The sequence below is a fragment of the Myxococcus sp. SDU36 genome (assembly GCF_030168875.1).
Classification (GTDB): Bacteria; Myxococcota; Myxococcia; order Myxococcales; family Myxococcaceae; genus Myxococcus; species Myxococcus vastator.
Genome location: NZ_CP077414.1, coordinates 1,369,080 through 1,390,495, shown reverse-complemented (window position 1 = coordinate 1,390,495; position 21,416 = coordinate 1,369,080). Strand labels below are relative to the sequence as shown.

Annotated in this window: 33 protein-coding genes; 2 read left to right on the top strand and 31 right to left on the bottom strand. The window is 66.0% G+C overall.

All coding sequences use genetic code 11. The features are described from left to right. Positions 1 to 11: 11 nt before the first annotated feature. The 31 genes from rpsM to KGD87_RS05670 all read right to left on the bottom strand — a co-directional run bounded on the left by rpsM (position 12) and on the right by KGD87_RS05670 (position 19,267). A complete protein-coding gene (gene rpsM, locus KGD87_RS05820; RefSeq protein ID WP_013939888.1) occupies positions 12 to 392 on the bottom strand; it encodes a 30S ribosomal protein S13 in 381 nt (126 codons plus the stop codon). Positions 393 to 446: 54 nt separating this feature from the next. Then, positions 447 to 563 (bottom strand): 50S ribosomal protein L36, encoded by a 117-nt coding sequence (gene rpmJ / locus KGD87_RS05815; protein ID WP_043321360.1) that lies wholly within the window; start codon positions 561 to 563, stop codon positions 447 to 449. Between the two features lie 73 nt (positions 564 to 636). After that, entirely contained in the window at positions 637 to 855 is a 219-nt protein-coding gene (gene infA / locus KGD87_RS05810; RefSeq protein WP_002614803.1) for a translation initiation factor IF-1, read from the bottom strand. Between the two features lie 355 nt (positions 856 to 1,210). Next, the gene (locus tag KGD87_RS05805; RefSeq protein WP_284666507.1) at positions 1,211 to 1,858 is read right to left on the bottom strand and encodes an adenylate kinase; all 648 of its coding nucleotides are present in this window, start codon (positions 1,856 to 1,858) and stop codon (positions 1,211 to 1,213) included. Positions 1,859 to 2,021: 163 nt separating this feature from the next. Next, positions 2,022 to 3,368: a preprotein translocase subunit SecY gene (gene secY / locus KGD87_RS05800; RefSeq protein WP_284666506.1), complete on the bottom strand. Its 1,347-nt coding sequence runs from the start codon at positions 3,366 to 3,368 to the stop codon at positions 2,022 to 2,024. 134 nt (positions 3,369 to 3,502) lie between these two features. Continuing rightward, positions 3,503 to 4,030 carry a 50S ribosomal protein L15 gene (gene rplO / locus KGD87_RS05795; RefSeq protein ID WP_284666505.1) on the bottom strand — a complete coding sequence of 176 codons (528 nt, stop codon included), beginning with the start codon at positions 4,028 to 4,030 and terminating at the stop codon, positions 3,503 to 3,505. Between the two features lie 20 nt (positions 4,031 to 4,050). Continuing rightward, positions 4,051 to 4,320: a 50S ribosomal protein L30 gene (rpmD, locus tag KGD87_RS05790; RefSeq protein WP_163779831.1), complete on the bottom strand. Its 270-nt coding sequence runs from the start codon at positions 4,318 to 4,320 to the stop codon at positions 4,051 to 4,053. Positions 4,321 to 4,323: 3 nt separating this feature from the next. After that, positions 4,324 to 4,845, bottom strand: a complete 522-nt coding sequence (gene rpsE, locus KGD87_RS05785; RefSeq protein ID WP_140791186.1) for a 30S ribosomal protein S5 — start codon at positions 4,843 to 4,845, stop codon at positions 4,324 to 4,326. 22 nt (positions 4,846 to 4,867) lie between these two features. Then, positions 4,868 to 5,224: a 50S ribosomal protein L18 gene (gene rplR, locus KGD87_RS05780; protein ID WP_002633592.1), complete on the bottom strand. Its 357-nt coding sequence runs from the start codon at positions 5,222 to 5,224 to the stop codon at positions 4,868 to 4,870. Positions 5,225 to 5,332: 108 nt separating this feature from the next. Next, on the bottom strand, positions 5,333 to 5,899 hold the full coding sequence (gene rplF / locus KGD87_RS05775) for a 50S ribosomal protein L6 (RefSeq protein ID WP_284666504.1): 567 nt from the start codon (positions 5,897 to 5,899) through the stop codon (positions 5,333 to 5,335). Positions 5,900 to 5,963: 64 nt separating this feature from the next. After that, entirely contained in the window at positions 5,964 to 6,380 is a 417-nt protein-coding gene (rpsH, locus tag KGD87_RS05770; RefSeq protein WP_140791182.1) for a 30S ribosomal protein S8, read from the bottom strand. 162 nt (positions 6,381 to 6,542) lie between these two features. Next, the gene (locus KGD87_RS05765) at positions 6,543 to 6,728 is read right to left on the bottom strand and encodes a type Z 30S ribosomal protein S14 (RefSeq protein ID WP_002633595.1); all 186 of its coding nucleotides are present in this window, start codon (positions 6,726 to 6,728) and stop codon (positions 6,543 to 6,545) included. 27 nt (positions 6,729 to 6,755) lie between these two features. Then, positions 6,756 to 7,409: a 50S ribosomal protein L5 gene (gene rplE, locus KGD87_RS05760; protein ID WP_140791180.1), complete on the bottom strand. Its 654-nt coding sequence runs from the start codon at positions 7,407 to 7,409 to the stop codon at positions 6,756 to 6,758. A gap of 181 nt (positions 7,410 to 7,590) precedes the next feature. Next, positions 7,591 to 7,926 carry a 50S ribosomal protein L24 gene (rplX, locus tag KGD87_RS05755; RefSeq protein ID WP_002633597.1) on the bottom strand — a complete coding sequence of 112 codons (336 nt, stop codon included), beginning with the start codon at positions 7,924 to 7,926 and terminating at the stop codon, positions 7,591 to 7,593. A 43-nt stretch (positions 7,927 to 7,969) separates the two neighbouring features. Then, entirely contained in the window at positions 7,970 to 8,338 is a 369-nt protein-coding gene (gene rplN / locus KGD87_RS05750) for a 50S ribosomal protein L14 (RefSeq protein ID WP_163779830.1), read from the bottom strand. Between the two features lie 67 nt (positions 8,339 to 8,405). Beyond that, positions 8,406 to 8,732, bottom strand: coding sequence for a 30S ribosomal protein S17 (gene rpsQ, locus KGD87_RS05745; protein ID WP_176410557.1), 327 nt, complete (start codon positions 8,730 to 8,732; stop codon positions 8,406 to 8,408). Between the two features lie 90 nt (positions 8,733 to 8,822). Then, the gene (gene rpmC, locus KGD87_RS05740) at positions 8,823 to 9,035 is read right to left on the bottom strand and encodes a 50S ribosomal protein L29 (RefSeq protein WP_284666503.1); all 213 of its coding nucleotides are present in this window, start codon (positions 9,033 to 9,035) and stop codon (positions 8,823 to 8,825) included. Between the two features lie 44 nt (positions 9,036 to 9,079). Further along, positions 9,080 to 9,499, bottom strand: coding sequence for a 50S ribosomal protein L16 (gene rplP, locus KGD87_RS05735; RefSeq protein ID WP_163779823.1), 420 nt, complete (start codon positions 9,497 to 9,499; stop codon positions 9,080 to 9,082). A 66-nt stretch (positions 9,500 to 9,565) separates the two neighbouring features. Continuing rightward, positions 9,566 to 10,228 carry a 30S ribosomal protein S3 gene (gene rpsC, locus KGD87_RS05730; protein WP_002633602.1) on the bottom strand — a complete coding sequence of 221 codons (663 nt, stop codon included), beginning with the start codon at positions 10,226 to 10,228 and terminating at the stop codon, positions 9,566 to 9,568. Positions 10,229 to 10,269: 41 nt separating this feature from the next. After that, a complete protein-coding gene (gene rplV, locus KGD87_RS05725) occupies positions 10,270 to 10,614 on the bottom strand; it encodes a 50S ribosomal protein L22 (RefSeq protein ID WP_163779821.1) in 345 nt (114 codons plus the stop codon). 35 nt (positions 10,615 to 10,649) lie between these two features. After that, the gene (gene rpsS, locus KGD87_RS05720; RefSeq protein WP_163779819.1) at positions 10,650 to 10,937 is read right to left on the bottom strand and encodes a 30S ribosomal protein S19; all 288 of its coding nucleotides are present in this window, start codon (positions 10,935 to 10,937) and stop codon (positions 10,650 to 10,652) included. Between the two features lie 9 nt (positions 10,938 to 10,946). Beyond that, complete coding sequence (gene rplB / locus KGD87_RS05715; protein ID WP_002633605.1) at positions 10,947 to 11,792, bottom strand: 50S ribosomal protein L2; 846 nt, start codon at positions 11,790 to 11,792, stop codon at positions 10,947 to 10,949. A gap of 34 nt (positions 11,793 to 11,826) precedes the next feature. Then, positions 11,827 to 12,120, bottom strand: a complete 294-nt coding sequence (locus KGD87_RS05710; RefSeq protein ID WP_163779817.1) for a 50S ribosomal protein L23 — start codon at positions 12,118 to 12,120, stop codon at positions 11,827 to 11,829. After that, positions 12,117 to 12,740: a 50S ribosomal protein L4 gene (rplD, locus tag KGD87_RS05705; RefSeq protein WP_002633607.1), complete on the bottom strand. Its 624-nt coding sequence runs from the start codon at positions 12,738 to 12,740 to the stop codon at positions 12,117 to 12,119. The genes KGD87_RS05710 and rplD overlap by 4 nt, the downstream gene beginning before the upstream one ends. Positions 12,741 to 12,793: 53 nt before the next feature. Beyond that, positions 12,794 to 13,102, bottom strand: coding sequence for a 30S ribosomal protein S10 (gene rpsJ, locus KGD87_RS05700; RefSeq protein ID WP_002633608.1), 309 nt, complete (start codon positions 13,100 to 13,102; stop codon positions 12,794 to 12,796). Between the two features lie 201 nt (positions 13,103 to 13,303). Further along, the gene (gene tuf / locus KGD87_RS05695) at positions 13,304 to 14,494 is read right to left on the bottom strand and encodes an elongation factor Tu (protein WP_284666502.1); all 1,191 of its coding nucleotides are present in this window, start codon (positions 14,492 to 14,494) and stop codon (positions 13,304 to 13,306) included. A 149-nt stretch (positions 14,495 to 14,643) separates the two neighbouring features. Further along, positions 14,644 to 16,719, bottom strand: coding sequence for an elongation factor G (gene fusA / locus KGD87_RS05690; protein ID WP_284666501.1), 2,076 nt, complete (start codon positions 16,717 to 16,719; stop codon positions 14,644 to 14,646). 144 nt (positions 16,720 to 16,863) lie between these two features. Then, on the bottom strand, positions 16,864 to 17,334 hold the full coding sequence (gene rpsG, locus KGD87_RS05685) for a 30S ribosomal protein S7 (protein ID WP_011553340.1): 471 nt from the start codon (positions 17,332 to 17,334) through the stop codon (positions 16,864 to 16,866). Between the two features lie 150 nt (positions 17,335 to 17,484). Continuing rightward, positions 17,485 to 17,856, bottom strand: a complete 372-nt coding sequence (rpsL, locus tag KGD87_RS05680) for a 30S ribosomal protein S12 (RefSeq protein ID WP_002637381.1) — start codon at positions 17,854 to 17,856, stop codon at positions 17,485 to 17,487. Positions 17,857 to 18,077: 221 nt separating this feature from the next. Next, the gene (rimI, locus tag KGD87_RS05675; protein ID WP_284666500.1) at positions 18,078 to 18,572 is read right to left on the bottom strand and encodes a ribosomal protein S18-alanine N-acetyltransferase; all 495 of its coding nucleotides are present in this window, start codon (positions 18,570 to 18,572) and stop codon (positions 18,078 to 18,080) included. Further along, positions 18,569 to 19,267 (bottom strand): hypothetical protein, encoded by a 699-nt coding sequence (locus KGD87_RS05670; RefSeq protein ID WP_284666499.1) that lies wholly within the window; start codon positions 19,265 to 19,267, stop codon positions 18,569 to 18,571. Before KGD87_RS05670 ends, rimI begins: the two co-directional genes overlap by 4 nt. A 112-nt stretch (positions 19,268 to 19,379) precedes the next feature. On the opposite strand from KGD87_RS05670, the gene KGD87_RS05665 reads away from it, so the two are divergent. Together KGD87_RS05665 and KGD87_RS05660 are read left to right on the top strand one after the other, a co-directional pair. Then, positions 19,380 to 20,555, top strand: coding sequence for a DnaJ C-terminal domain-containing protein (locus tag KGD87_RS05665; protein WP_284666498.1), 1,176 nt, complete (start codon positions 19,380 to 19,382; stop codon positions 20,553 to 20,555). 91 nt (positions 20,556 to 20,646) lie between these two features. Beyond that, positions 20,647 to 21,378, top strand: a complete 732-nt coding sequence (locus KGD87_RS05660; protein ID WP_284666497.1) for a HEAT repeat domain-containing protein — start codon at positions 20,647 to 20,649, stop codon at positions 21,376 to 21,378. Positions 21,379 to 21,416 lie beyond the last annotated feature (38 nt).

Below are 21,416 nucleotides of genomic sequence, written 5' to 3'. Positions count from 1 at the left end.
CGGCGCTGCGTTTAGCGGCCCGCCGCCGGCTTCGCCCGGACGATGCCCCGCTTCGGACCCTTGCGGGTACGCGCGTTGGTGTGGGTCCGCTGGCCACGAACCGGCAGGCCCTTGCGGTGACGAAGGCCCCGGTAGCAACCCAGGTCCATCAGCCGCTTGATGTTCATGGTGACTTCACGCCGGAGGTCGCCCTCCACCTTGTAGCTGGCCTCGATGATCTCGCGGATCTTACGGGCCTGCTCCTCGGTGAGGTCCTTGGTCCGGGTCGTGGGATCGATGCCCGCCGCGGCAATGATGTCTTGCGCGGACTTGTTGCCGATCCCGTAGATGTACTGGAGCGAGATCACCGCGCGCTTGTTGGGCGGCAGATCGATGCCGGCGATACGAGCCATCTTCGGTCTTCCTTCCTAAGTGGAGTTGGTCTGAAGCCAACGGCCGGTTGGCCGTTAGCCCTGGCGCTGCTTGTGCCGGGGGTTGGAGGCGCAAATGATGCGCACGATTCCCTTACGGCGAACAACCTTGCACTTGTCACAAATCTTCTTGACGGACGCCCGAACCTTCATTGGAGCGAACTTCCTTCCTCAGCAAAAGAAAAGCCCAGCGGGCGGCCCACCATTCCCAGGCGGGAACACCCTACTACTTCGCCCGGTACGTGATCCGACCGCGCGTCAGGTCGTATGGAGACAGCTCGACCTTCACTTTGTCACCCGGGAGGATGCGGATGAAGTGCATCCTCATCTTGCCCGAGATGTGCGCGAGCACCTTGTGGCCATTGTCCAGCACCACGCGGAACATCGCGTTCGGGAGGGGCTCCATCACGGTCCCCTCAACTTCGATGGAATCATCCTTCGGCAAGCGTCAGACTCTCTTCCCCGGACCACGAACCTCTTGGAAGCGCGGCGGGATAGCACTTTGGTCCGCAAGTGGCAAGCGCCGCGCGACTGCAAAACTTGGATTCCTACCAACCCCACATAACGGCGGACTATTTCACCCGCAGTCACGGCAAAATCAACTCTTCCTGTCAGCCCCCGTCAAGGCCCATCCCTGGATCGAGTCCTCTGACTGAGGGGTGAACTTGCGCCCTTCCCTCACGGGAGTCCAGGCCGCCCCAGGCCGGAGCTCCCCGTGTCCGGGAAAAGCAAGCTCCGCCCCTGGCGCGGCAAGCCGGTGAGCGGGCACCCACCTGGCCCTTTCCTGACTGCCAGGCGGATCAGGACGTGCCCGCCGCGGCCCTGATTTCCTCGTAGATGCCCTCCGGTGTTCCCACGCCGTCCACGCTCTTGAGCAGGCCCTTCTTCTCATAGAAGGCCTTCAGCGGCGCCGTCTCCGAATCATACTTCTGGAGCCGCTTTTCAATGACCTCGGGCATGTCATCCGGGCGCTGGACGAGCCCGGTGTTGCACTTGTCACAGTACCCCGCCCGCTTCGGAGGGCTCTGGTAGACGTGGTAGACGCTGCCGTCCGCCGGGCAGACCCGCCGTCCGGAGCCCCGCTCCACCAGCTTCGCGTGCGGCACCTCCAGCGAGATGACGGCGCTCAGCTGCTTGCCCAGGCGGTTCAGCATCTTGTCCAACGCGTCCGCCTGTCCCGGCGTGCGTGGGAAGCCATCCAGGACGAAGCCCTTGGCCACGTCCGCCTCCTTGAGGCGCTCTTCGACGATACCAATCACGACCTCGTCTGGGACGTACTGCCCGGCCGCCATCAGCGGGCCGGCCACCTTACCCAGCTCCGTGCCCTCCGCGACTGCCTTGCGGAGGATGTCCCCGGTGGAGATCTGGGGGATTTGGAAGTCGGCGAACAATCTCTTCGCCTGCGTCCCCTTCCCCGCGTTCGGCGGCCCCAACAGGATCAGGTTCATGTGTCCTCTCAGCTCCGAAGGAAGGCACGGAAGTCGTAGGACTCAAACCCCCGAGCGCGCTCCGTGTGCACCAGCGAATATCCTTGACCATCACCTGGCCTGGGAACGACGAGGCGCCCCTCCCCGCGACGGGGAGAGGCGCCCGGAACGCCCGCGCGGAGGCTCAGGCCGCCACGCGCACCCGGCCCCGGATGCGCGGGCCGCGAGGGCCGGCGAAGCCCTCGTAGTTACGACTGATGAGGTGCCCCTCAATCTGCTGCACCGTATCCAGCGCCACACCCACGACGATCAGCAGCGCCGTACCGCCGAAGGTGAACCGCACCCCCAGCAGGCCGCTGATGACCGACGGAATCACGCAGACGACCGACAGATAGATGGCGCCACCAAACGTGAGCCGGTTGAGCACGCGCTCGATGAACTCCGCCGTCTGACGGCCCGGACGGATGCCTGGGATGTAGCCACCCTGCTTCTTGATGTTGTCCGCCACATCGTCCGGCCGGAACGTCAGCGCCGTGTAGAAGTAGGCGAAGAAGATGACCATCACGACGAACAACCCGTTGTAGATCCACAGGTTGCCTTCGATGGCACGCTGGAAGCCCTGCAGGAACGGGAACCAGGTCCCCAGCGTGGCCGGGAACGACAGCACGGCGCCCGCGAAGATGGGCGGAATCACGCCCGAGGTGTTCACCTTCATCGGGAAGTACGTCGCCTGGCCGGCGAACATCCGGCGTCCCGCCATCCGCTTGGCGTACTGGATGGGGATGCGCCGCATGCCGCGCTCGACATAGACGACCGCGGCGATGATGACGAGCATGAAGAAGACCAGCGCCAACACCTCGGCCACGGAGATGACGTCCTGACGGGTCAGGTCCATCAGCTGCTTCGCGCCCGGGAGCAGACCCGCCACGATACCGGCGAAGATGATGAGCGAGATACCGTTGCCGATGCCGCGCTCGGTGATGCGCTCACCCAGCCACATGATGAAGGCCGTGCCGGCCGTGAGGCTGACCACCGTCATGAAGGTGAACCACACGCTGTCGTCGGGGACGACCACCTGGGTGAAGCCGCTCTGGCCACCGTCGGAGCGGCCCAGCGACGCCAGCCACCGCGAGATGCCGATGCCCTGCACGATGGACAGCGCGATCGTGCCGTAGCGGGTGTACTGGTTTATCTTCTGCCGGCCGCCGGCGCCTTCCTTCTGCAGCCGCTCCAGGCTGGGTACCACGACGGCGAGCAACTGCATGATGATGGAGGCGCTGACGTACGGCATGATGCCCAATCCGAAGATGGACATCTGCTCCAGCGCGCCGCCGGAGAAGAGGTTGAACAGCGAGACGAGGCCGCCCGACTGCTTCTGGGCGTCCATGAACGCGTTCATCGCCGAACGGTCCACGCCTGGCGTGTTGATGAAGATGCCGATGCGATAGACGGCGAGCAGCGCGAGCGTATACGCGAGCCGACTGCGCAGCTCAGCGATACGGAAGACGTTGGCGAAGGCGTTCAGAGCCACGGGGTAGCCATCCTCTTCGAGAGGGTTCTGCCAGGACGACAAAACGCCCCTGTTCCACGAGCGGGAAAGGGGCGCAGAAGCCTACACAAGCGAAACTGCGCGCACCACTAGCAAGTGATGCGCGCCAGACACGCTCAGGCCTTGGGCTGCCGGGGAGCCTTGACGCCCTTGCCAGCGTGCGCCTTGGCCGCGGACTCCGGCTTGTGGGCCACCAGCGGAATCTCTTCCACCGCGCCGCCCGCCTTCTGGATGGCAGCCTTCGCCGCCTCAGAAGCCTTGTGCACGACCACGGTGACCTTCTTGGTCAGCTCGCCGCGGGCCAGCAGCTTCACACCGTGGTAGCGGCCCTTGACCAGACCGACCTTGCGCAGCGTCTCCACGTCCGCCGTGGCGCCGGCATCGAAGTGCTGCTCGAGGTCCGACAGGTTGACGACCGCGTAGGCGGTCCGGTTCGGCGGCGTGAAGCCAAACTTCGGCAAGCGCCGCTGCAGGGGGCTCTGGCCGCCCTCGAAGCCTTCGAACCGCATGTTGCCGCTGCGGGCCTTCTGGCCCTTACCACCGCGGCCGGCCGTCTTGCCAAGACCACTACCCTGGCCGCGGCCCACGCGCTTCTTGCGGTGCCACGAGCGCGCCGGACGCTGCAGTTTGTTCAGAGTGCTCATCGTCTCGATCCTCTCGTGACTCAGGCCTTGTGCTGCTTGGCCTGATACGCGATCGCCCGCTCCCGCAGGGCAATCTTGGCGGGCTTACGGCGCTTGGGCGCCGGCGCCTCGTCGGAAACGGTTTCCAGGGTGACCAGGTGCTTCACCTTGAACGCCATCCCGCGAATCGCAGGCGTGTCCTTGAGGAGCCGCTCGTCACCGAACTTCTTCAGGCCCAGCCCACGGATGGTGTCCAGCATCTCGCTGGACGACCCCGAAAAGCTCTTCACCAGCTTCACCTTGAGCGCCATGGGCTAGCCCCTCTGCTCCCCGGCGAGCTTCGCCGGCTCGACGTCCTTGCCGCGGAGACGCGAAACCTGCTCCGCGCTGCGCAGCAGCTTCAGGCCCGCGACAGTGGCCTTCAGCACATTGTGCGGGTTCCGCGAACCCTGGCTCTTGGTCAGGATGTTCCGGATGCCCGCCGCCTCCAGCACCGCGCGAACCGCGCCGCCGGCGATGACGCCCGTACCCTGGCTGGCCGGCTTCAGAAGCACCCAGCCAGCGCCGAAGTGCCCGAGCACCTCGTGCGGAATGGTGTGACCCACGAGCGGGACGCGGAACAGGTTCTTCTTCGCGTTCTCACCACCCTTGCGGATGGCCTCGGGGACTTCGTTGGCCTTACCCAGGCCGACGCCCACGTGTCCGGCGCCGTCCCCCACCACCACCAGGGCGGCGAACGAGAAACGGCGGCCGCCCTTCACGACCTTGGCCACGCGGTTGATATTCACCACGCGGTCGGTGAGGTCCAGATCGTTCGGATTGATCGGAGTTGCCACTTGGGGGATTCCTTTCGAATTCTTAGAACTTCAGCCCGGCCTCGCGCGCGGCGTCGGCCACGGCGGCGATGCGCCCGTGATAAGGGAAGCCGTTGCGGTCGAACACCACCGCTTCGACGTTGGCGGCCTTGCACTTCTGCGCAATCAGGGAACCCACACGCTTCGCGTCCGCCTTCTTGTCGCCCTCGTCCTGACCCTTCAGGTCCTTGGACAGCGACGAAGCAAACGCAAGCGTCTTGCCCGTGGTGTCGTCCACCACCTGCGCATAGATGTGCTTGAGGCTCTTGTAGACGGTGAGCCGCGGCCGCTCTGTCGTGCCCGACAGCTTCTTGCGGATGCGGTTCTTCCTCTTGAGACGGGCTTCGATCTTCGTAGGCATGGCTGCTTCCTTTTCCGTCCGGAGGCGATGCGGCCTTCCGCCGCCGGATGATGCCACCAGGCCCAGAGGACCTGGTGGAGTTTGGAACACTCAGGAAAGACGGGACGACTAGGTCGTACCGGTCTTGCCCTCCTTGCGGCGGATGCGCTCCTCGGAGTACTTGATGCCCTTGCCCTTGTAGGGCTCTGGCGGACGCAGCGAGCGGATGTTCACCGCCGTCGCGCCCAGCACTTCCTTGTCCGAAGAACGGAGCGTCAGGCCCACGGTGGGCAGGCTGTCCTCGTTGCGCGGCGCCTTGTCGACTTCAGCGGTCACGCCCTCGGGCAGGTTGAAGACCACCGGGTGCGAGTAGCCCAGCGCGAAGTGAATGGCCTTGCCCTTCACCTCGGCGCGGAAGCCAACGCCGCGGATGTCCAGCTTCTTCTCGAAGCCCGTGCTCACACCCTTCGCAGCGTTCGCGAGGATGGTCCGGGTCAGCCCGTGCATGCTGCGCGCCTCGCGCGAGTCATCCACACGCTGCACGGTCATCTGACCGTCCTTGATCTCGACCTTGACCTTGCCAGGCAGCTTCACCGACAGCTTGCCCTTGGGGCCCTCGAAGTTCACCTGCTCGCCGGCGACGACGGCCTTCGTCTTGTCGCCGAGCTTGATCGCCAGTTTTCCAATCCGACTCATGGTTGCCTCGGTCCTGTGTGCCTGGGGCGCGCTCCCTCGCGGGGCGCCGCACCCGGGCGGCTGGCTAGTAGACGGTGCAGAGCAGCTCGCCGCCGACCTTCTGCTTGCGGGCCTCGGAATCCACCATGATGCCACGCGAGGTGGAGAGGATGGAGATGCCCAGACCACCCAGCACCTGCGGAATCTCACGCACGGCGGCGTAGCGGCGCAGGCCCGGCTTCGACACGCGGCGGATACCGGTGATGGCAGGCGCCCGGTCCGGACCGTACTTCAACTGCACGGAGATCTCCGGGAACACCGTGCGCTTGTTCTGCACCGTCTGCTCGTGCACCACGAACTCGCCGATGTAGCCCTCGTCCTTGAGGACCTTGATGATCTCGAGCTTGAGCTTCGAGTGGGGGATGACGACCTTGTCGTGACGCGCGCGCGACGCATTGCGCAGGCGGGTCAGCATGTCGCCGACGGGATCATTGACCGGCATGGGATACCTTCCAAACCGAGGCCTCGTACCGAGCGCCTCGCGTTCGCGGCCACCGCGCCTGCCGGGCCCATCCCGGGGGTTCGCGCTGACCGCCACTACGAACTTCCTGCTTCAATGTGCCTGGCCGGCCGGTGAGGCCCGCCAAGCACCCTGCCCTTCCGGCTACCAGGACGACTTGGTAACGCCGGTGATCTCGCCGCGGAGGGCGCGATTGCGGAGGCAGATACGGCACATCTTGAACTTGCGCAGGAACGCGCGCGGCCGGCCACACAGCGGGCAGCGGTTGTACTGGCGCACCGAGAACTTCGGCTTGCGCTTTGCCTGGGCGATCTTGGAGAGCTTGGCCATGTTTCGTCGGGTCCTTGGCTCGAGGGCTTACTGACGGAACGGCATGCCGAAGTGACGCATCAGCGCCAGCCCCTGCTCGTCGTTGGCCGCAGTGGTGACGAAGCTGATGTTGAGCCCCTTCACCTTCTCGATCTGGTCGTAGTTGATCTCAGGGAAGATGATCTGCTCGCGCACGCCGAGCGTGTAGTTGCCCTTCCCGTCGAACGCCTTGGGGGACACGCCCTTGAAGTCACGCACGCGCGGCAGCGCCACGGTGATGAGGCGGTCCATGAACTCGTACATGCGGTCGCCGCGCAGCGTGACGGCGGCACCGATGGCCTGCCCCTGGCGCAGCTTGAAGTTCGCGATGGACTTCCGGGCGCGCGTGACGATCGGCTTCTGACCGGTGATCGCCGCGAGCTGGTCCACCGCCGACTCCAGGATCTTGTTGTTGGCGAGCGCCTCGCCCAGACCCATGTTGACGACGATCTTCTCCAGCCGGGGAACCTGCATCGGGTTCTTCAGGCTCAGCTCCTTCAGGAGGGACGGAACACCTTCCTTGAAGAAACGCACCTTCAGACGGGCCGGCTTGGACTCCAGGCCTTCCTCGATGTTGGCGGCGAAGCCAACCTTCTTGGCCTCTTCCTTCTTGCCCCGCTTCGCCTTCTTTTCCTTCTGCTCGGCCTTCTTCTCGTCAGCCATCGTCCTGTCCTCTGCTTCGGGGCGCCGTCGTGGACCCAGCGCGCCCGATCAGTCCTTCGTATGGAACCTGGAAACACCGCGAGGGCCCCTGTTGCTCCACGGGGCCTCCATGCCTGCACGCCCGCCCTTCGCCACCACCGGGGTGGGCAAAGGGCGCGCATACATGCACCAACGCGGACACCTAGTCAATCAGGGCGTCGCAGTTCTTGCAGAACCGCTTCTTCTTGCCCTCTTCACCTTCAGTACGGATGCCCACCCGGGTCGGCTTGTCGCACTTGACGCAAACCACCTGCACGTTCGCCAGCGCGATCGTGCCCGGCTTCTCGACGATGCCGCCTTCAGGGCTCTGGGGCGTCTTCTTCATGTGACGCTTGACCAGGCGCAGGCCCTCGACCGTCACGCGCTCAGCCTCGCGATCGATCTTCAGCACCTTGCCGCGCTTGGTCGCCGGGTTCTTCTCGGAGGCCTCGGCCCCGGCCATGACCTGGACCGTGTCTCCTACCTTCAGCTTCTGCATGGCTTCCTCTCTCTGGCTGCTCGCCGTCCGGCCTGCCGTCCTCTCAGAGGACTTCGGGCGCCAGCGAGATGATCTTCATGAACTTGCGGGCGCGGAGCTCACGGGCCACCGGCCCGAAGATACGCGTACCAATGGGCTCCATGTCCTTGTTGATGAGGACCGCGGAGTTGCCGTCGAACTTGATGTAGCTGCCGTCCGGACGACCCACCTCGCGCCTGGTGCGAACGATGACGGCCTTGGCCACGTCACCCTTCTTCACCTTCGAGTTGGGAAGCGCCTCGCGCACCGAGACGACAATCACGTCGCCGATGGACGCATACTTGCGCTTCGAGCCGCCGAGCACCTTGATGCAGAACACCTTCTTCGCGCCCGAGTTGTCCGCCACGTCGAGCACGCTCGTCATCTGAATCATCTGGAAATCTCCTGTCGCCGGTGACCATCCCGCGCCGCCTCACGGCCGCGCGGAAGGGGCATGCGTGCTAGACGTTCTTGCTCTTCTCCAGCACCTCGACCACGCGCCAACGCTTGTCCTTCGAAGCGGGCTTGGTCTCGGCGATCCGGACCCGATCACCCTCGTTGATGGTGATCTTCTTGGGGTAGTCGTGGTCCTCCACGTGCGCCTTGTACTTCTCGCGCAGGCTCATGATCTTCCCGTACTTCGGGTGCGGAGCCCGGCGCTGGACGGTGACGACCACCGTCTTCTGCATCTTGTTGGACGTGACAATCCCCACGCGCGTCTTGGGACGGCCACGGGTGGAGGTCTCGGCAGCCTGCGTCTCGGTCGCTTCAGCCATCTTCTCTCTCACTGTCTCTCATGCACCCGGGCATTGGCGCCCGGATGGCCGCACGCGCTCCTCTATCAGCTATCAGCTGAGCGCGCTTGGAGTCGTGGGTGTTCAGCCCTGGGCATTCGTCTTCTGGGTCAGCACGGTCAGGATCCGCGCCAGGTCGCGCCGGTGCTGGGTGCGCTCAGCCGGGTTGTCCAGCGAACCGGTCCGCCGCTTCAGCTGGTCCTGGAACAGCGTCGCACGCAGTTCGGCCGCGCGCTGCTTCAGGTCGTCCGCTGACAGTTCCTTCAATTCCTTCGCAGTCGCCATTTCACTCTCCATGCGAGAGGGAGCCGTCCAACGGACCGGCCCCCGCCGCTCGGTGCCTAGAGGCTCAGGTCCGCGCGGGTCACGATCTTCGTGAGCACCGGCAGCTTCGCCTGCGCCAGCTTCAGCGCCCCAGTGGCCACTTCCGGCGTCATCCCCTCCATCTCGTAGAGGATGCGGCCGGGCTTCACCACCGCGACGTAGTACTCCACGCCACCCTTACCGGTACCCATTCGGGTCTCCGCGGGCTTCTTGGTGATGGGCTTGTCCGGGAAGATACGGATCCAGATCTTGCCGCCACGCTTCACGTGACGCGTCATCGCGATACGAGCCGCCTCGATCTGCCGAGAGGTGATCCACCCCGGCTGGAGGCTCATCAGGCCGTACTCACCGTAGGTCATGTCGCTACCCCGGTGGGCACTGCCAGGCATGCGGCCCTTGTGCATCTTGCGGTACTTCGTACGAGCAGGCTGAAGCATCGTCGCTGTCCTTCGCCGCCCTGCCCCGGGCGCCCCTTGGGGGAGCGCCCGGCGCGGGTGGGCTGGTTACCGGTTGGAGGGCATGGGGGCCTGGCCACCCTTGCCCGGGAGGACCTCGCCCTTGCAGACCCAGACCTTGCAGCCGATCTTGCCGTAGGTCGTCTTCGCCTCGGCGAAACCGTAGTCAATGTCCGCGCGCAGGGTGTGCAGGGGCACGCGGCCCTCGCGGTACCACTCGTAGCGCGCCATCTCCGCGCCACCGAGGCGGCCCGAGCAGGCGACGCGGATGCCCTTGGCGCCGAACTTCATCGCCGTCTGCAGCGCCTTCTTCATGGCGCGGCGGAAGGCAATGCGGCGCTCGAGCTGCGTGGCGATGTTCTCCGCCACCAGCTGCGCGTCAGTCTCCGCCTTGCGGACCTCGACGATGTTGAGGAAGACCTCGTTCTTCGTGAACTGCTGGAGGTCCTTCTTCACCGTCTCGATGCCCGCGCCACGCTTGCCGATGACGATGCCCGGCCGCGCGGTGTGGACGTTGACCTTGACCTTGTTGGCCGCGCGCTCGATCTCCACCTTCGACACGCCCGCGTGGTTCAGCGACTTCTTCACGAACTCGCGGATGCGGATGTCCTCGTGGAGCCACTGCGCGTAGTTCTTGTGCTCGAACCACTTGGAGTCCCAGGTCTTGATGACACCAAGCCGGAACCCGATCGGATGAACTTTCTGTCCCAACGTGATTCTCCTTGAAGCGTCCGGGCAGGGCCCGACGGGTCCTACTTCTTCGCCTCGGCGAGCACCACGTGGACGTGGGCCGTCTTCTTCTTGATGGGGGTGGCCCGGCCCATGGCGCGCGGCATGAACCGGCGCTGGGTGGGACCCTGGTCCACGGAGATGGTCTTCACGTAGAGCGTGTCCACGTCGACCTGGCCCTTGGACTTGTCAGTCGCGTTGGCCACGGCGCTCTTGATGAGCATCTCCACCGGCTTGGCCGCGGCGCGCTTGGTGAACTTCAGGATGTTGAGGGCCGCCTCGACAGGCTTGCCCCGGATGAGCTCCGCAACGGTAGAAATCTTGCGGGGGCTCATGCGCAGAAAACGCAGATGTGCAGTCGACTCCATGGTCTTCTCCTCAGGCTCTCAGGCAATGCGCCAGGCTACTTGCCCGGGGCCTTGGCGACCTTCTTCTCCGCCGAGTGACCGCCGAACGTACGCGTCGGGGCGAACTCGCCGAGCTTGTGGCCAACCATGTTCTCCGTGACGAACACCGGGATGAACTTCTTCCCGTTGTGCACCGCGAAGGTGTGGCCCACGAACTCCGGAAGAATCGTGGAGCGGCGGGACCACGTCTTTACGACCGACTTCTTGTTCGTCGTGATCATGTCCTCGATTTTCTTCACGAGGAAGTCGTCAACGAACGGACCCTTCTTGATCGAACGAGCCATGGAATCCTCTTACTGGCTGCGCGCGCCCTGGCGGCGGCCGGAGACGATGAACTTGTCAGTGCGCTTGTTGGTGCGCGTGGTGAGCCCCTTGGTCTTCTTGCCCCACGGGGACACAGGGTGCGGGTTACCCTGACCGGACTTGCCTTCACCACCGCCGTGCGGGTGGTCGACCGGGTTCATCGCCAGACCGCGGACGGTGGGACGGATGCCCAGCCAGCGGCTCTTACCCGCCTTGCCGATACGGATGATCTCGTGCTCGATGTTGCCCACCTGGCCCACGGTGGCGCGGCACTCGATGAGGACCTTGCGGACGGTGCCGGAGGGCATGCGCACCTGCGCGTAGCGGTCCTCCTTCGCCATCAGCTGGCCGGACGTGCCGGCGGAGCGGATGACCTGGGCGCCACGGCCCGGCTTCAGCTCCACGTTGTGGATGACCGTACCCACCGGGATGTTCTGCAGCGGAAGGCTGTTGCCAGGCCGGATGTCCGAGCCCTCGCCAGCGAACACCGTGTCACCCACGCTCAGGCCCACCGGAGCGAGGATGTAACGCTTGTCGCCGTCCGCGTAGTGGAGCAGCGCGATGTTGGCGGTGCGGTTCGGGTCGTACTCGACGGCCACGACCTTCGCGGGGACGCCATCCTTGTCCCGGCGCTTGAAGTCGATGACGCGGTAGCGACGCTTGTGGCCGCCACCCTGGTGCCGGCGGGTGATGTGCCCGTGGACGTTGCGACCACCGGAGCGCTTGAGCGGCTCGGTGAGGCTCTTCTCGGGCGAGTCCTTGGTGATGTCCGCGAAGTCGGACACCGTCATCAGACGGCGGGCGGCGCTAGTCGGCTTGTACTTCTTGATGCCCATGGTGTGTTCCTCAGGCTGGCTTAACGCCGTGGCGTCAGGCCGCCCCTCCCTCGAAGAGTTCGATCGAGTCGCCCTGCTTCAGCGTCACAACCGCCTTCTTGAAGTTGGGCCGCTTGCCGATGCTACGACCCACCCGCTTGATCTTGCCGCGGACGATGTTGGTGTTCACGCCCTCGACGGTGACCTTGAAGAGCGTCTCCACCGCGCGGGCCACGTCGTGCTTCGTCGCCTTGCGGTCGACGATGAACGAGTACTTGCGGAACTTCTCGCGGGCCTTGTCCAGCTTCTCGGTGATGAGCGGGCCCTTGATGACGTCGTTCAGATTCATGACAGCGCCCCCTCGAGGGTCTTCGCGGCCGCGGACGTAAGAACGAGGTGCGAGTGCCGGAGAACGGCCTCGAGGTTCAAGCCCTCGGGCGGCAGCACGTCGAACTTCGCCAGGTTCCGCACGCTGCGGTGCAGGTTGGTGTTGCCCTTGTCGTCAATCACCAGGGCGTTCTGGAGCTTCAGACGCTTGGTGAGGACCTCGAAGGCCTGCTTGCTCTTCGGAGCATCCAGGGAGAAGCCGTCCAGGATGATGAGCGTCTTCTCCTGGGCCCGCAGGGACAATGCGGACTTCAGGGCGCCGCGGCGCACCTTGCGGGGCGGGCGGTAGAAGTAGTCGCGCGCCTTGGGAGCCATCGCCTTGCCGCCGCCCACCCAGTGGGAAGCGCGGATGGAGCCCTGACGAGCGCGGCCGGTGCCCTTCTGCTTCCAGGGCTTCTTGCCGCCGCCGCTGACCAGCGAGGTGTTCTTCACCCCGACCGTGCCGCGGCGCCGGTTGATCTGCTGCATCTTCGCCACCTCGTAAAACAGGTGGGCGTTCGGCTCGGTGCCGAAGACATCGTCGGAGAGCTCAATCTCCGACACCTTCTTCAAATCCAGGTCGACTACGTCAAACTTCGCCATGGCACTTTCCTCGCGGGGGTCGGAGTGAAACCACTCGAACGCCCACCCGCTTCCTAGGACTTGATCTCGACGTCAACGCCAGCCGACAGATCCAGCTTCATCAGCGCATCCAGCGTCTGCTGCGTGGGCTCGAGGATATCGAGCAGGCGCTTGTGCGTGCGGATCTCGAACTGCTCACGGCTCTTCTTGTCCACGTGCGGAGACCGCAGCACCGTGAACTTGTTGATGCGCGTGGGAAGGGGGATCGGACCGGCCACCTTCGCGCCCGTGCGCTTGGCCGTCTCGACGATCTCACCCGCACTCTGGTCCAGGAGCTTCGAGTCGTACGCCTTCAGCCGGATGCGGATCTTCTGTGTCGCCATTCGCAAGAACCTCTTTGGACGAACTCTGCCTCTGCCGCGGGAGGGCGTTACGACCGACATCCCCTGGATTTCACAGAGCCGTTTCTTCAGAACGAAGGGGCGCGGTGTCTACCATCCCGCCCCAGGGTGTGCAACTGGATTCCCATCGGCTCCCTGAAAATTCCCTATCTGAGGGACCCAGGGAGCCGTTGGGGGTCTCGGCTACTCGACGACTTCCGCCACGACGCCGGCGCCCACCGTGCGGCCGCCCTCGCGAACCGCGAAGCGCAGCTCCTTCTCCATGGCCACCGGGGTGATGAGCTCCACCTCGATGGCGATGTTGTCGCCCGGCATCACCATTTCGACGTTCTCCGGCAGCTTCACCGAGCCCGTCACGTCCGTGGTGCGGAAGTAGAACTGCGGACGGTACCCCTTGAAGAACGGGGTGTGACGGCCGCCCTCTTCCTTCGACAGCACGTAAATCTGCGCCTTGAACTTGGTGTGCGGGGTGATGCTGCCCGGCTTGGCCAGCACCTGGCCGCGCTCCATGTCCTCGCGCTTCAGGCCACGCACCAGCGCGCCGATGTTGTCGCCCGCCATGCCCTGGTCCAGCAGCTTGCGGAACATCTCCACGCCCGTGACGACCGTCTTCTGCGTCGGACGCAGGCCGACGACTTCCACTTCCTCGCCGACCTTGATGATACCGCGCTCGACGCGGCCGGTGGCCACCGTGCCGCGGCCGGAGATGGAGAACACGTCCTCCACCGGCATCAGGAAGGGCTTGTCCGTCGCGCGCTGCGGCGTCGGGATGTAGCTGTCCACCGCCTCCATCAGCTTCAGCACGGCCGGCTCGCCGATGTCGCTGGTGTCACCCTCCAGCGCCTTGAGCGCGGAGCCCGGGACGATGGGGATGTCGTCGCCAGGGAACTCGTACTTCTTGAGCAGGTCGCGGACTTCCATCTCCACGAGCTCGCGCAGCTCGGGGTCGTCCAGCATGTCCACCTTGTTCAGGAAGACCACGATGTACGGAACGCCGACCTGGCGCGCCAGCAGGATGTGCTCACGCGTCTGCGGCATCGGCCCGTCCGCCGCCGACACCACCAGGATGGCGCCGTCCATCTGCGCCGCGCCCGTAATCATGTTCTTCACGTAGTCGGCGTGACCCGGGCAGTCGACGTGGGCGTAGTGCCGGTTCGCCGTCTGGTACTCGACGTGCGCGGTGGAGATGGTGATGCCGCGCTCACGCTCCTCCGGCGCCTTGTCAATCTGGTCGTACGCCAGAAACGTGGCGCCGCCCGTCTTCGCCAGCACCTTGGTGATGGCGGCCGTCAGCGACGTCTTGCCGTGGTCCACGTGTCCGATCGTGCCGATGTTCACGTGGGGCTTGTTACGCTCGAACTTCTCCTTGGCCATGGCCTCTCCTCACGGGGTTGCCGGTCCGAAGCCCGGCACGTCTCGACTCGCGGAAAACAACTGCGAAGGTGCTGCGTCCTGCTCCAAACCCGCCACAACGTCAACTGAAATCGCCCGGCCGGTCCGCGGCCGGGCCAAGCCGAAGCCACTCAGCGGTTGAGCGCCGTCTTGGGCGCGGGCGCGTAGTGGCTGAACTGCATGGTGTACGTCGCCCTTCCCTGGCTGCGGCTGCGCAGGTCGGTCGAGTAGCCGAACATGGCCGCCAGGGGCACCTGCGCCTGGATGGCCTGCACGCGGCCAGGCCGGGGAGTCATCCCCTGCACCTTCCCGCGGCGCCCGTTCAGGTCGCCGATGACGTCGCCCATGAAGTCATCAGGCGTGACGATTTCGCAGTTCATGATGGGCTCGAGGAGCACGGGCGTGGCCGTGCGCACGGCATCCTTGAACGCCAGCGAGCCGGCGATCTTGAACGCCATCTCGCTGGAGTCCACGTCGTGCATGGAGCCGTCGAAGGCCTCCACCTTCACGTCCACCATGGGGTAGCCGGCCACCGGGCCGTTCTGCATGGCCTCCGCGCATCCGGCCTTCACCGCGTCAACGAACTCCTTGGACACCGCGCCGCCGGTGACCTTGTTCTCGAAGGAGAAGCCCTGCCCCGGCTCATTGGGGGCCACGCGCAGCCAGATGTGGCCGTACTGGCCTCGGCCGCCCGTCTGGCGGATGTACTTCCCTTCCATCTCCACCTGGGAGGTGACCGTCTCGCGGTAGGCCACCTGGGGCTTGCCGATGTTCGCGTCGACCTTGAACTCGCGCAGGAGGCGGTCGACGATGATTTCCAGGTGGAGCTCGCCCATGCCGGCGATGAGCGTCTGCCCCGTCTCCTCGTTCGTCTTCACGCGGAAGGACGGGTCCTCCATGGCCAGGCGCTGCAGCGACTGGAGGATCTTGTCCTGGTCCGCCGTCGACTTCGGTTCGATGGCGATGTCGATGACGGGCTCGGGGAACTCCATCCGCTCCAGGATGATGGGCTGCTTGTCGTCGCAGAGCGTGTCGCCCGTGCCGGCCAGCTTCAGGCCCACCACCGCGCAGATATCACCGGCGTAGCACTCGGTGATTTCGTCCTTCTTGTCCGCGCGCATCTGCACCAGCCGGCTGACCCGCTCTCGCTTGCCCTTCACCGAGTTCCACACCGCCGAACCCGCCTCCAGCTTGCCGGAGTAGACGCGGAGGAAGGTCAGCGTCTGGGACTGGAACGAGGGGTCGTTCATGATCTTGAACGCCAGCGCGCTGAAGGGCGCGTCGTCCCGCGTCTCTCGCACGGCGTCCTCGCCGTTGGGCGTCTTGCCGTGGATGGGCGGCACCTCCAGCGGACTGGGCAGATAATCCACCACCGCGTCCAGCAGCGGCTGCACGCCCTTGTGGCGAAAGGCCGAACCGCAGAACACCGGGAACAGCTTCAGGCCCACGCAGCCCTTGCGGATGGCGCCACGCACTTCGTCCTCGGTCAGCTCCACGCCCTCGAGGAACTTCTCGGTGAGCGCGTCGTCCTGCTCGGCCGCGGCCTCGAGCAGCTCGGCGCGGGCGGCTTCCGCCTCCTCCTTGAGCTCCTCTGGGATGTCCGTCTCGTCGTAGCGGCTGCCCTGCTCGGAGTCCTGGAACACCAGGGCCTTCATCTTCAGCAGGTCGATGACGCCGCGGTGCTTGTCCTCCGCGCCCAGCGGCAGCTGCATGCGGACCGCACGCGCGCCCAGCTTCTCGCGGATGGTTCCCACGGACATCTCGAAGTCGGCGCCCACCCGGTCCATCTTGTTGATGAAGCAGATGCGGGGAACCTTGTACTTGTCCGCCTGGCGCCACACCGTCTCCGACTGCGGCTCCACGCCGTTCACCGCGTCGAACACCGCGATGGCGCCGTCCAGCACGCGCAGGCTGCGCTCCACCTCGATGGTGAAGTCCACGTGTCCCGGCGTGTCGATGATGTTGACGCGGTAGCGCTGGTCGCGCCGCTGCCAGAAGGCGGAGATGGCGGCGGACGTGATGGTGATGCCGCGCTCACGCTCCTGGACCATCCAGTCGGTGGTGGTGTTGCCTTCGTGCACCTCGCCCATCCGGTGGATGGCGCCGGTGTAGAAGAGGATGCGCTCCGTGGTCGTCGTCTTGCCGGCATCGATGTGCGCCATGATGCCGATGTTGCGGTAGCGCTCGAGGGGGTACTCACGGGCCATGACTCAATACCTCTCCAGGAAGGAAGGGCGGGCCCGAGGCCTCGACACCTGCCGGCCGGACGATTTCAGAGAACCTGCTACATCTAACAAAACCGCCCGGATGCATCCTCTGCATCCGGGCGGCAACCGCGAAGCCTCGAGGGCCTACCAGCGGTAGTGAGCGAAGGCCTTGTTGGCCTCCGCCATCTTGTGCGTGTCTTCACGCTTCTTCACCGCGTTGCCGCGGTTGTTGGCAGCGTCCATGATCTCACCGGCCAGCTTCTCCTGCATGGTCTTCTCACCACGCGCCTTGGAGTAGGTGATGATCCAACGCATGCCGAGCGCCACGCGGCGGTCCTGGCGGACCTCGACGGGCACCTGGTAGGTGGCGCCACCGACGCGGCGGCTCTTGACCTCGAGCACCGGCTTGACGTTGTCGAGGGCCTTCTTGAAGGTCTTGAGGGGGTCTTCCTTCGCGCGCTCCTCGATGAGGGCGAAGGCTCCGTAGCAAACGCCTTCCGCGATGGACTTCTTGCCCTTCCGCATCAGGTCGTTGACGAACTTGGTGACGAGCCGGTCCTGGAACTTCGGATCCGGAAGAATCTTGCGCTTGGCGACTACGCGACGGCGAGGCATCTCTTCTCTCTTCCCTTACGCCCCACTCCCATTGGGAGAAATCCACGGGGCTTCAATTGCTGCAGGAGGAACTTCACAAGGACGCTCCCCAGGGTGCGGGGCCATGCGTCCAGACGCTGCGCTACAGAAGGTGATCCGCGTGACGAGCGATCAGCTCGGACGCTTCGCGCCGTACTTGGAGCGGCTCTGCTTGCGACCCGCGACACCCACGGAGTCCAGCGTTCCACGGACGATGTGGTAGCGGACGCCCGGGAGGTCCTTCACACGGCCACCGCGAATCATCACCACCGAGTGCTCCTGGAGGTTGTGACCCACGCCGGGGATGTAGGACGTGACCTCGATCCCGTTCGTCAGACGAACACGGGCCACCTTGCGGAGGGCCGAGTTCGGCTTCTTCGGGGTCGTGGTGTACACGCGCGTGCAGACGCCACGCTTCTGAGGGGACTCCTTGAGCGCGGGGCTCTTGCCCTTGACGACGAGCTTCTCGCGGCCCTTGCGGACCAGCTGGCTAATGGTCGGCACTGATACCTCTTCTTCGGGTTCGTCGCCGCCAGAGACACCAAGCGGCGCATATCTACCTACAGGACTACGGAAAGGCGCGCGAGTATAGGAAGGGGCCCATCCGTGTCAAGCACGGCCTGTCCCTTGCCTACAACCGGCCAGGGTCCCAGGTCCCATTCCCCGGCTCGGCGCTTCCACGCACGGCGGGTCTACAACGGGGCGGTCCTCTACTCCGCGTGCGGTTAGAAGTCGAGGACCATCACGACGGCGTCCTCGCCCTCGTCGACGTAGTAGTTCGGCCGGATGCCGACGGGGCGGAAGCCGAAGGCCCGGTAGAGTTGGAGCGCAGCCTCGTTGCTCTTGCGCACCTCCAGGGTCGCCAGGGTGCAGCGCCTGGCCCTCCCCCGCTCCAGGACCTCGTCCATGACGGCCCGCGCCACGCCCCGGCGCCGGTGCTTGGGCGCGGTGGCCACGTTCAGCACGTGCACCTCGTCATGGACAATCCAGAAGATGGCCAGCCCCAGCAGCTCCGGCCCGTCCAACTCCCGCGCCTCCTCCACCAGGAGGATGGTGGACCATTCGTGCTGGAGTTCGCGCTTGAGCAGGTCCTGGGACCAGGGGTTCTTGAACGCGGCCTGCTCCAGCAGCATGACCGCGGGCAGGTCCTCCGACATCATCTGCCGGATGATGTAGCCGTGCCGGGCGCCGGGCGCCGGCTCCTCGCGCATCCGCCTCATCGGCTTGCCTCCCGGGCAAAGGGCGCCACGCGGCGCACCTGCGCCGAGGCCCGCACCTGCGCCAGCTCTTCCGCCGCCAGCGCCCCATACCGCTCCCGAACCAGCTTCTCCCGGATGGCGGCGCGCGCCGCCTCGTAACCTTCCGGATATTCGTCCGCGTGCTGCTCGAAGTGGCGGCGGACCTCGGTCTCCCCCACTTGCGCCCGCAGCCGGATACGGCTGTCGAGGATGCGCTCGGCCCGAAGCCCCCGGGCCAGCACCCGCTCCAGTCCCTGCACGTCCACGTCATGGCGGGACAGGAACCGCTTCAAGGCCGCCTCCCCTCCCAGCCCCGCCTGGAACGCCTCCACCCGCGCCTGGACCTCCGCGGGCTCGGCCGGGAAGGCCTGCAGCCGGTCGGCGTTCAGGACCTGGACCCGTTGGTTGATGATGAACTCCAGGGCCCCCCGGAGCGTGTCCTCGTCGAGCGGAAACTCCAGGGCCTGCACGCCTCCTCGCTGGAGGAGCGCGACCCGGGCCTCGAAGCGCAGCTCGCTCAAGGTGAGCACCTGGCCCTCGATGATGGCCACCACCCGGTCCGCGACCCGGGCCTCCACGGCGGACGGCGGGGCCGCCGCGTTCCCCACGGCCGGCGCCAGCGAGAGCCAGCCCGCAAGCCACAGGGTATCCGCGCCGAGCCAGCGAGGCGGTGACATGGGCTCCCTCATCCTCCGGCGACTTTATACATCTCGCACGGTCCGGACAGTCCTTGCTGGCGCGTGCCTACCGGCTGGTTACGTTGAATCGGGTACACCACGGCGGGAACAAATGGCGGACGACTATTACCAGACCCTCGGCGTCGACCGGTCGGCTTCAGCGGAGGACGTCAAGAAGGCGTACCGCAAGCTGGCACGCAAGTACCACCCGGACGTCAACCCGGGCAACAAGGCCGCCGAGGAGAAGTTCAAGCAAGTCAGCGCGGCGTTCGAGGTGCTGTCGGACGCTCGGAAGCGCAAGCTCTACGACGAGTTCGGCCCGGACGCGGAGAAGATTGGCTTCGACGAGAAGAAGGCGGAGGCCTATCGGGCCTACAAAGCCTCGGCCGGGAGCGCTGGCGCTGGGGGCATCCCCTATGGCGCCGAGGGCTTCGACCTGGGTGACCTCTTCGGCGACCTGTTCGGAGGCCGCGGCGGTGGCGCGGCGGGCGGCGCCCCGGGGGGCTTCGACGTCGGAGAGATGTTCGGGCGTCGCGGCCGCGGCTCCGGGCCGGAGCGTGGAGACGACCTGACGGTCCGCGTCCAGCTCACCCTGGCCGAGGCCGTCTCCGGTACCGAGCGCCCCCTGGCCTTCAGCCGTCCGGGCCGCTGCGCCACGTGCAGCGGCCGGGGTACGTCCGGGCCAGTGTCCACCTGCACCGTTTGCAACGGCACGGGCCGGTCCCGCCGGTCCGGGAGCCTGTTCGGTGGCGCGGGGGCGTGCCCCAACTGCCACGGCACGGGCAAGGCCGCGCCGCCCTGCCCCCAGTGCGGGGGCTCGGGGATGAAGGAGGAGCAGGCCCGGCTGACGGTGAAGATTCCCGCGGGCGTGCACACCGGCTCGAAGGTGCGGCTCTCCGGCCAGGGGGCGGCGGGGACACGAGGCGGCCCCCCGGGTGACCTCTACATCGAGACCGAGGTGGCCGAGCACCCCCTCATGCGTCGCGAGGGCGACGACCTGCACCTCGACCTGCCCGTGACGGTCTCCGAGGCCCTGCTGGGCGCCGACGTGCGTGTCCCCACGTTCCAGGGGGAGGTCACCGTGAAGGTGCTCCCCCATTCCCAATCCGGCCGCCGCATGCGGCTGAAGGGGCGCGGTGTCCCCTCGCTCAAGGGCGGAGCACAGGGCGACCTGTACCTCCACCTCCAGGTGAAGGTCCCCGAGGAGACCACCGCCGAGGCCCGGGCCGCCGCAGAGGCGCTCGCCCGGGCCTACCAGGGCGACGTCCGCCGCGAGCTGACGCTCTAGCCTCTTGCCTCTTGTCCTGGGCGCCGCACCGTCATAGACGGACGGCGCCCCACCTTTTCACGCCGCCGAACCCTACGGAGCACACGCGCACATGGGCCTCTTAGACATCTTCACGGGCGGCTCGGGCCCCGAGAAAGCCCTCAAGCTCAAGCCCAAGGTCACCCAGAAGTACGGGGACCCCTCGACCCGGCAGAAGGCCCTCCAACAGCTGGGGGAGATGAAGGTGCCCGAGGCCGTGTCCGTGCTGCTCAGCCGCTTCACCATCACCGTGGACCCGCTCACCACGGACGCGGATGAGAAGGAGCACACGTTCGAGCTGGTGAAGAGCTTCGGCAAGGACGTCGCCGTGCCTCCCATCCTGGAGTTCCTGCGCACCAGCGAGCAGGCCGCCTCGTGGGCACTGCGGCTGCTCGGAGAGCTGACCTCCGAGGAGGAGACCATCACCGCCTGCGTGAGCGCGCTCCAGCACCTGTCCGCCCACTACACGCGCAACCCGGAGAAGCGGGTGGTGCTGCTGCACCACGTGGCCGGCAGCCAGGATCCCCGCATCCCCCCCGCGGTGGTGCCCTTCCTGGAGGACATGTCGGACGACGTGAAGATCGCCGCGCTCAAGACGCTGGGCGCCTTCAAGTACGAGCCGGCGCGCGAGCCCATGCTGAAGCTGCTCACCGCCGACGAGACGGCTCGCCGGGTGCAGACGTCCGTGCTCAGCGCGCTGGCGGAAGGCGGCTTCTCCGTGGAGGGCTACCAGGAGAAGGTGGCGCCGCTGCTGGTGGAGCCCTACGCCCTGGGCAACGACCAGCGCATCCAGCGCCGGGCCTGAGCCCCGGCTGTCGGCCAGCCGACATGGACACTGTCCTC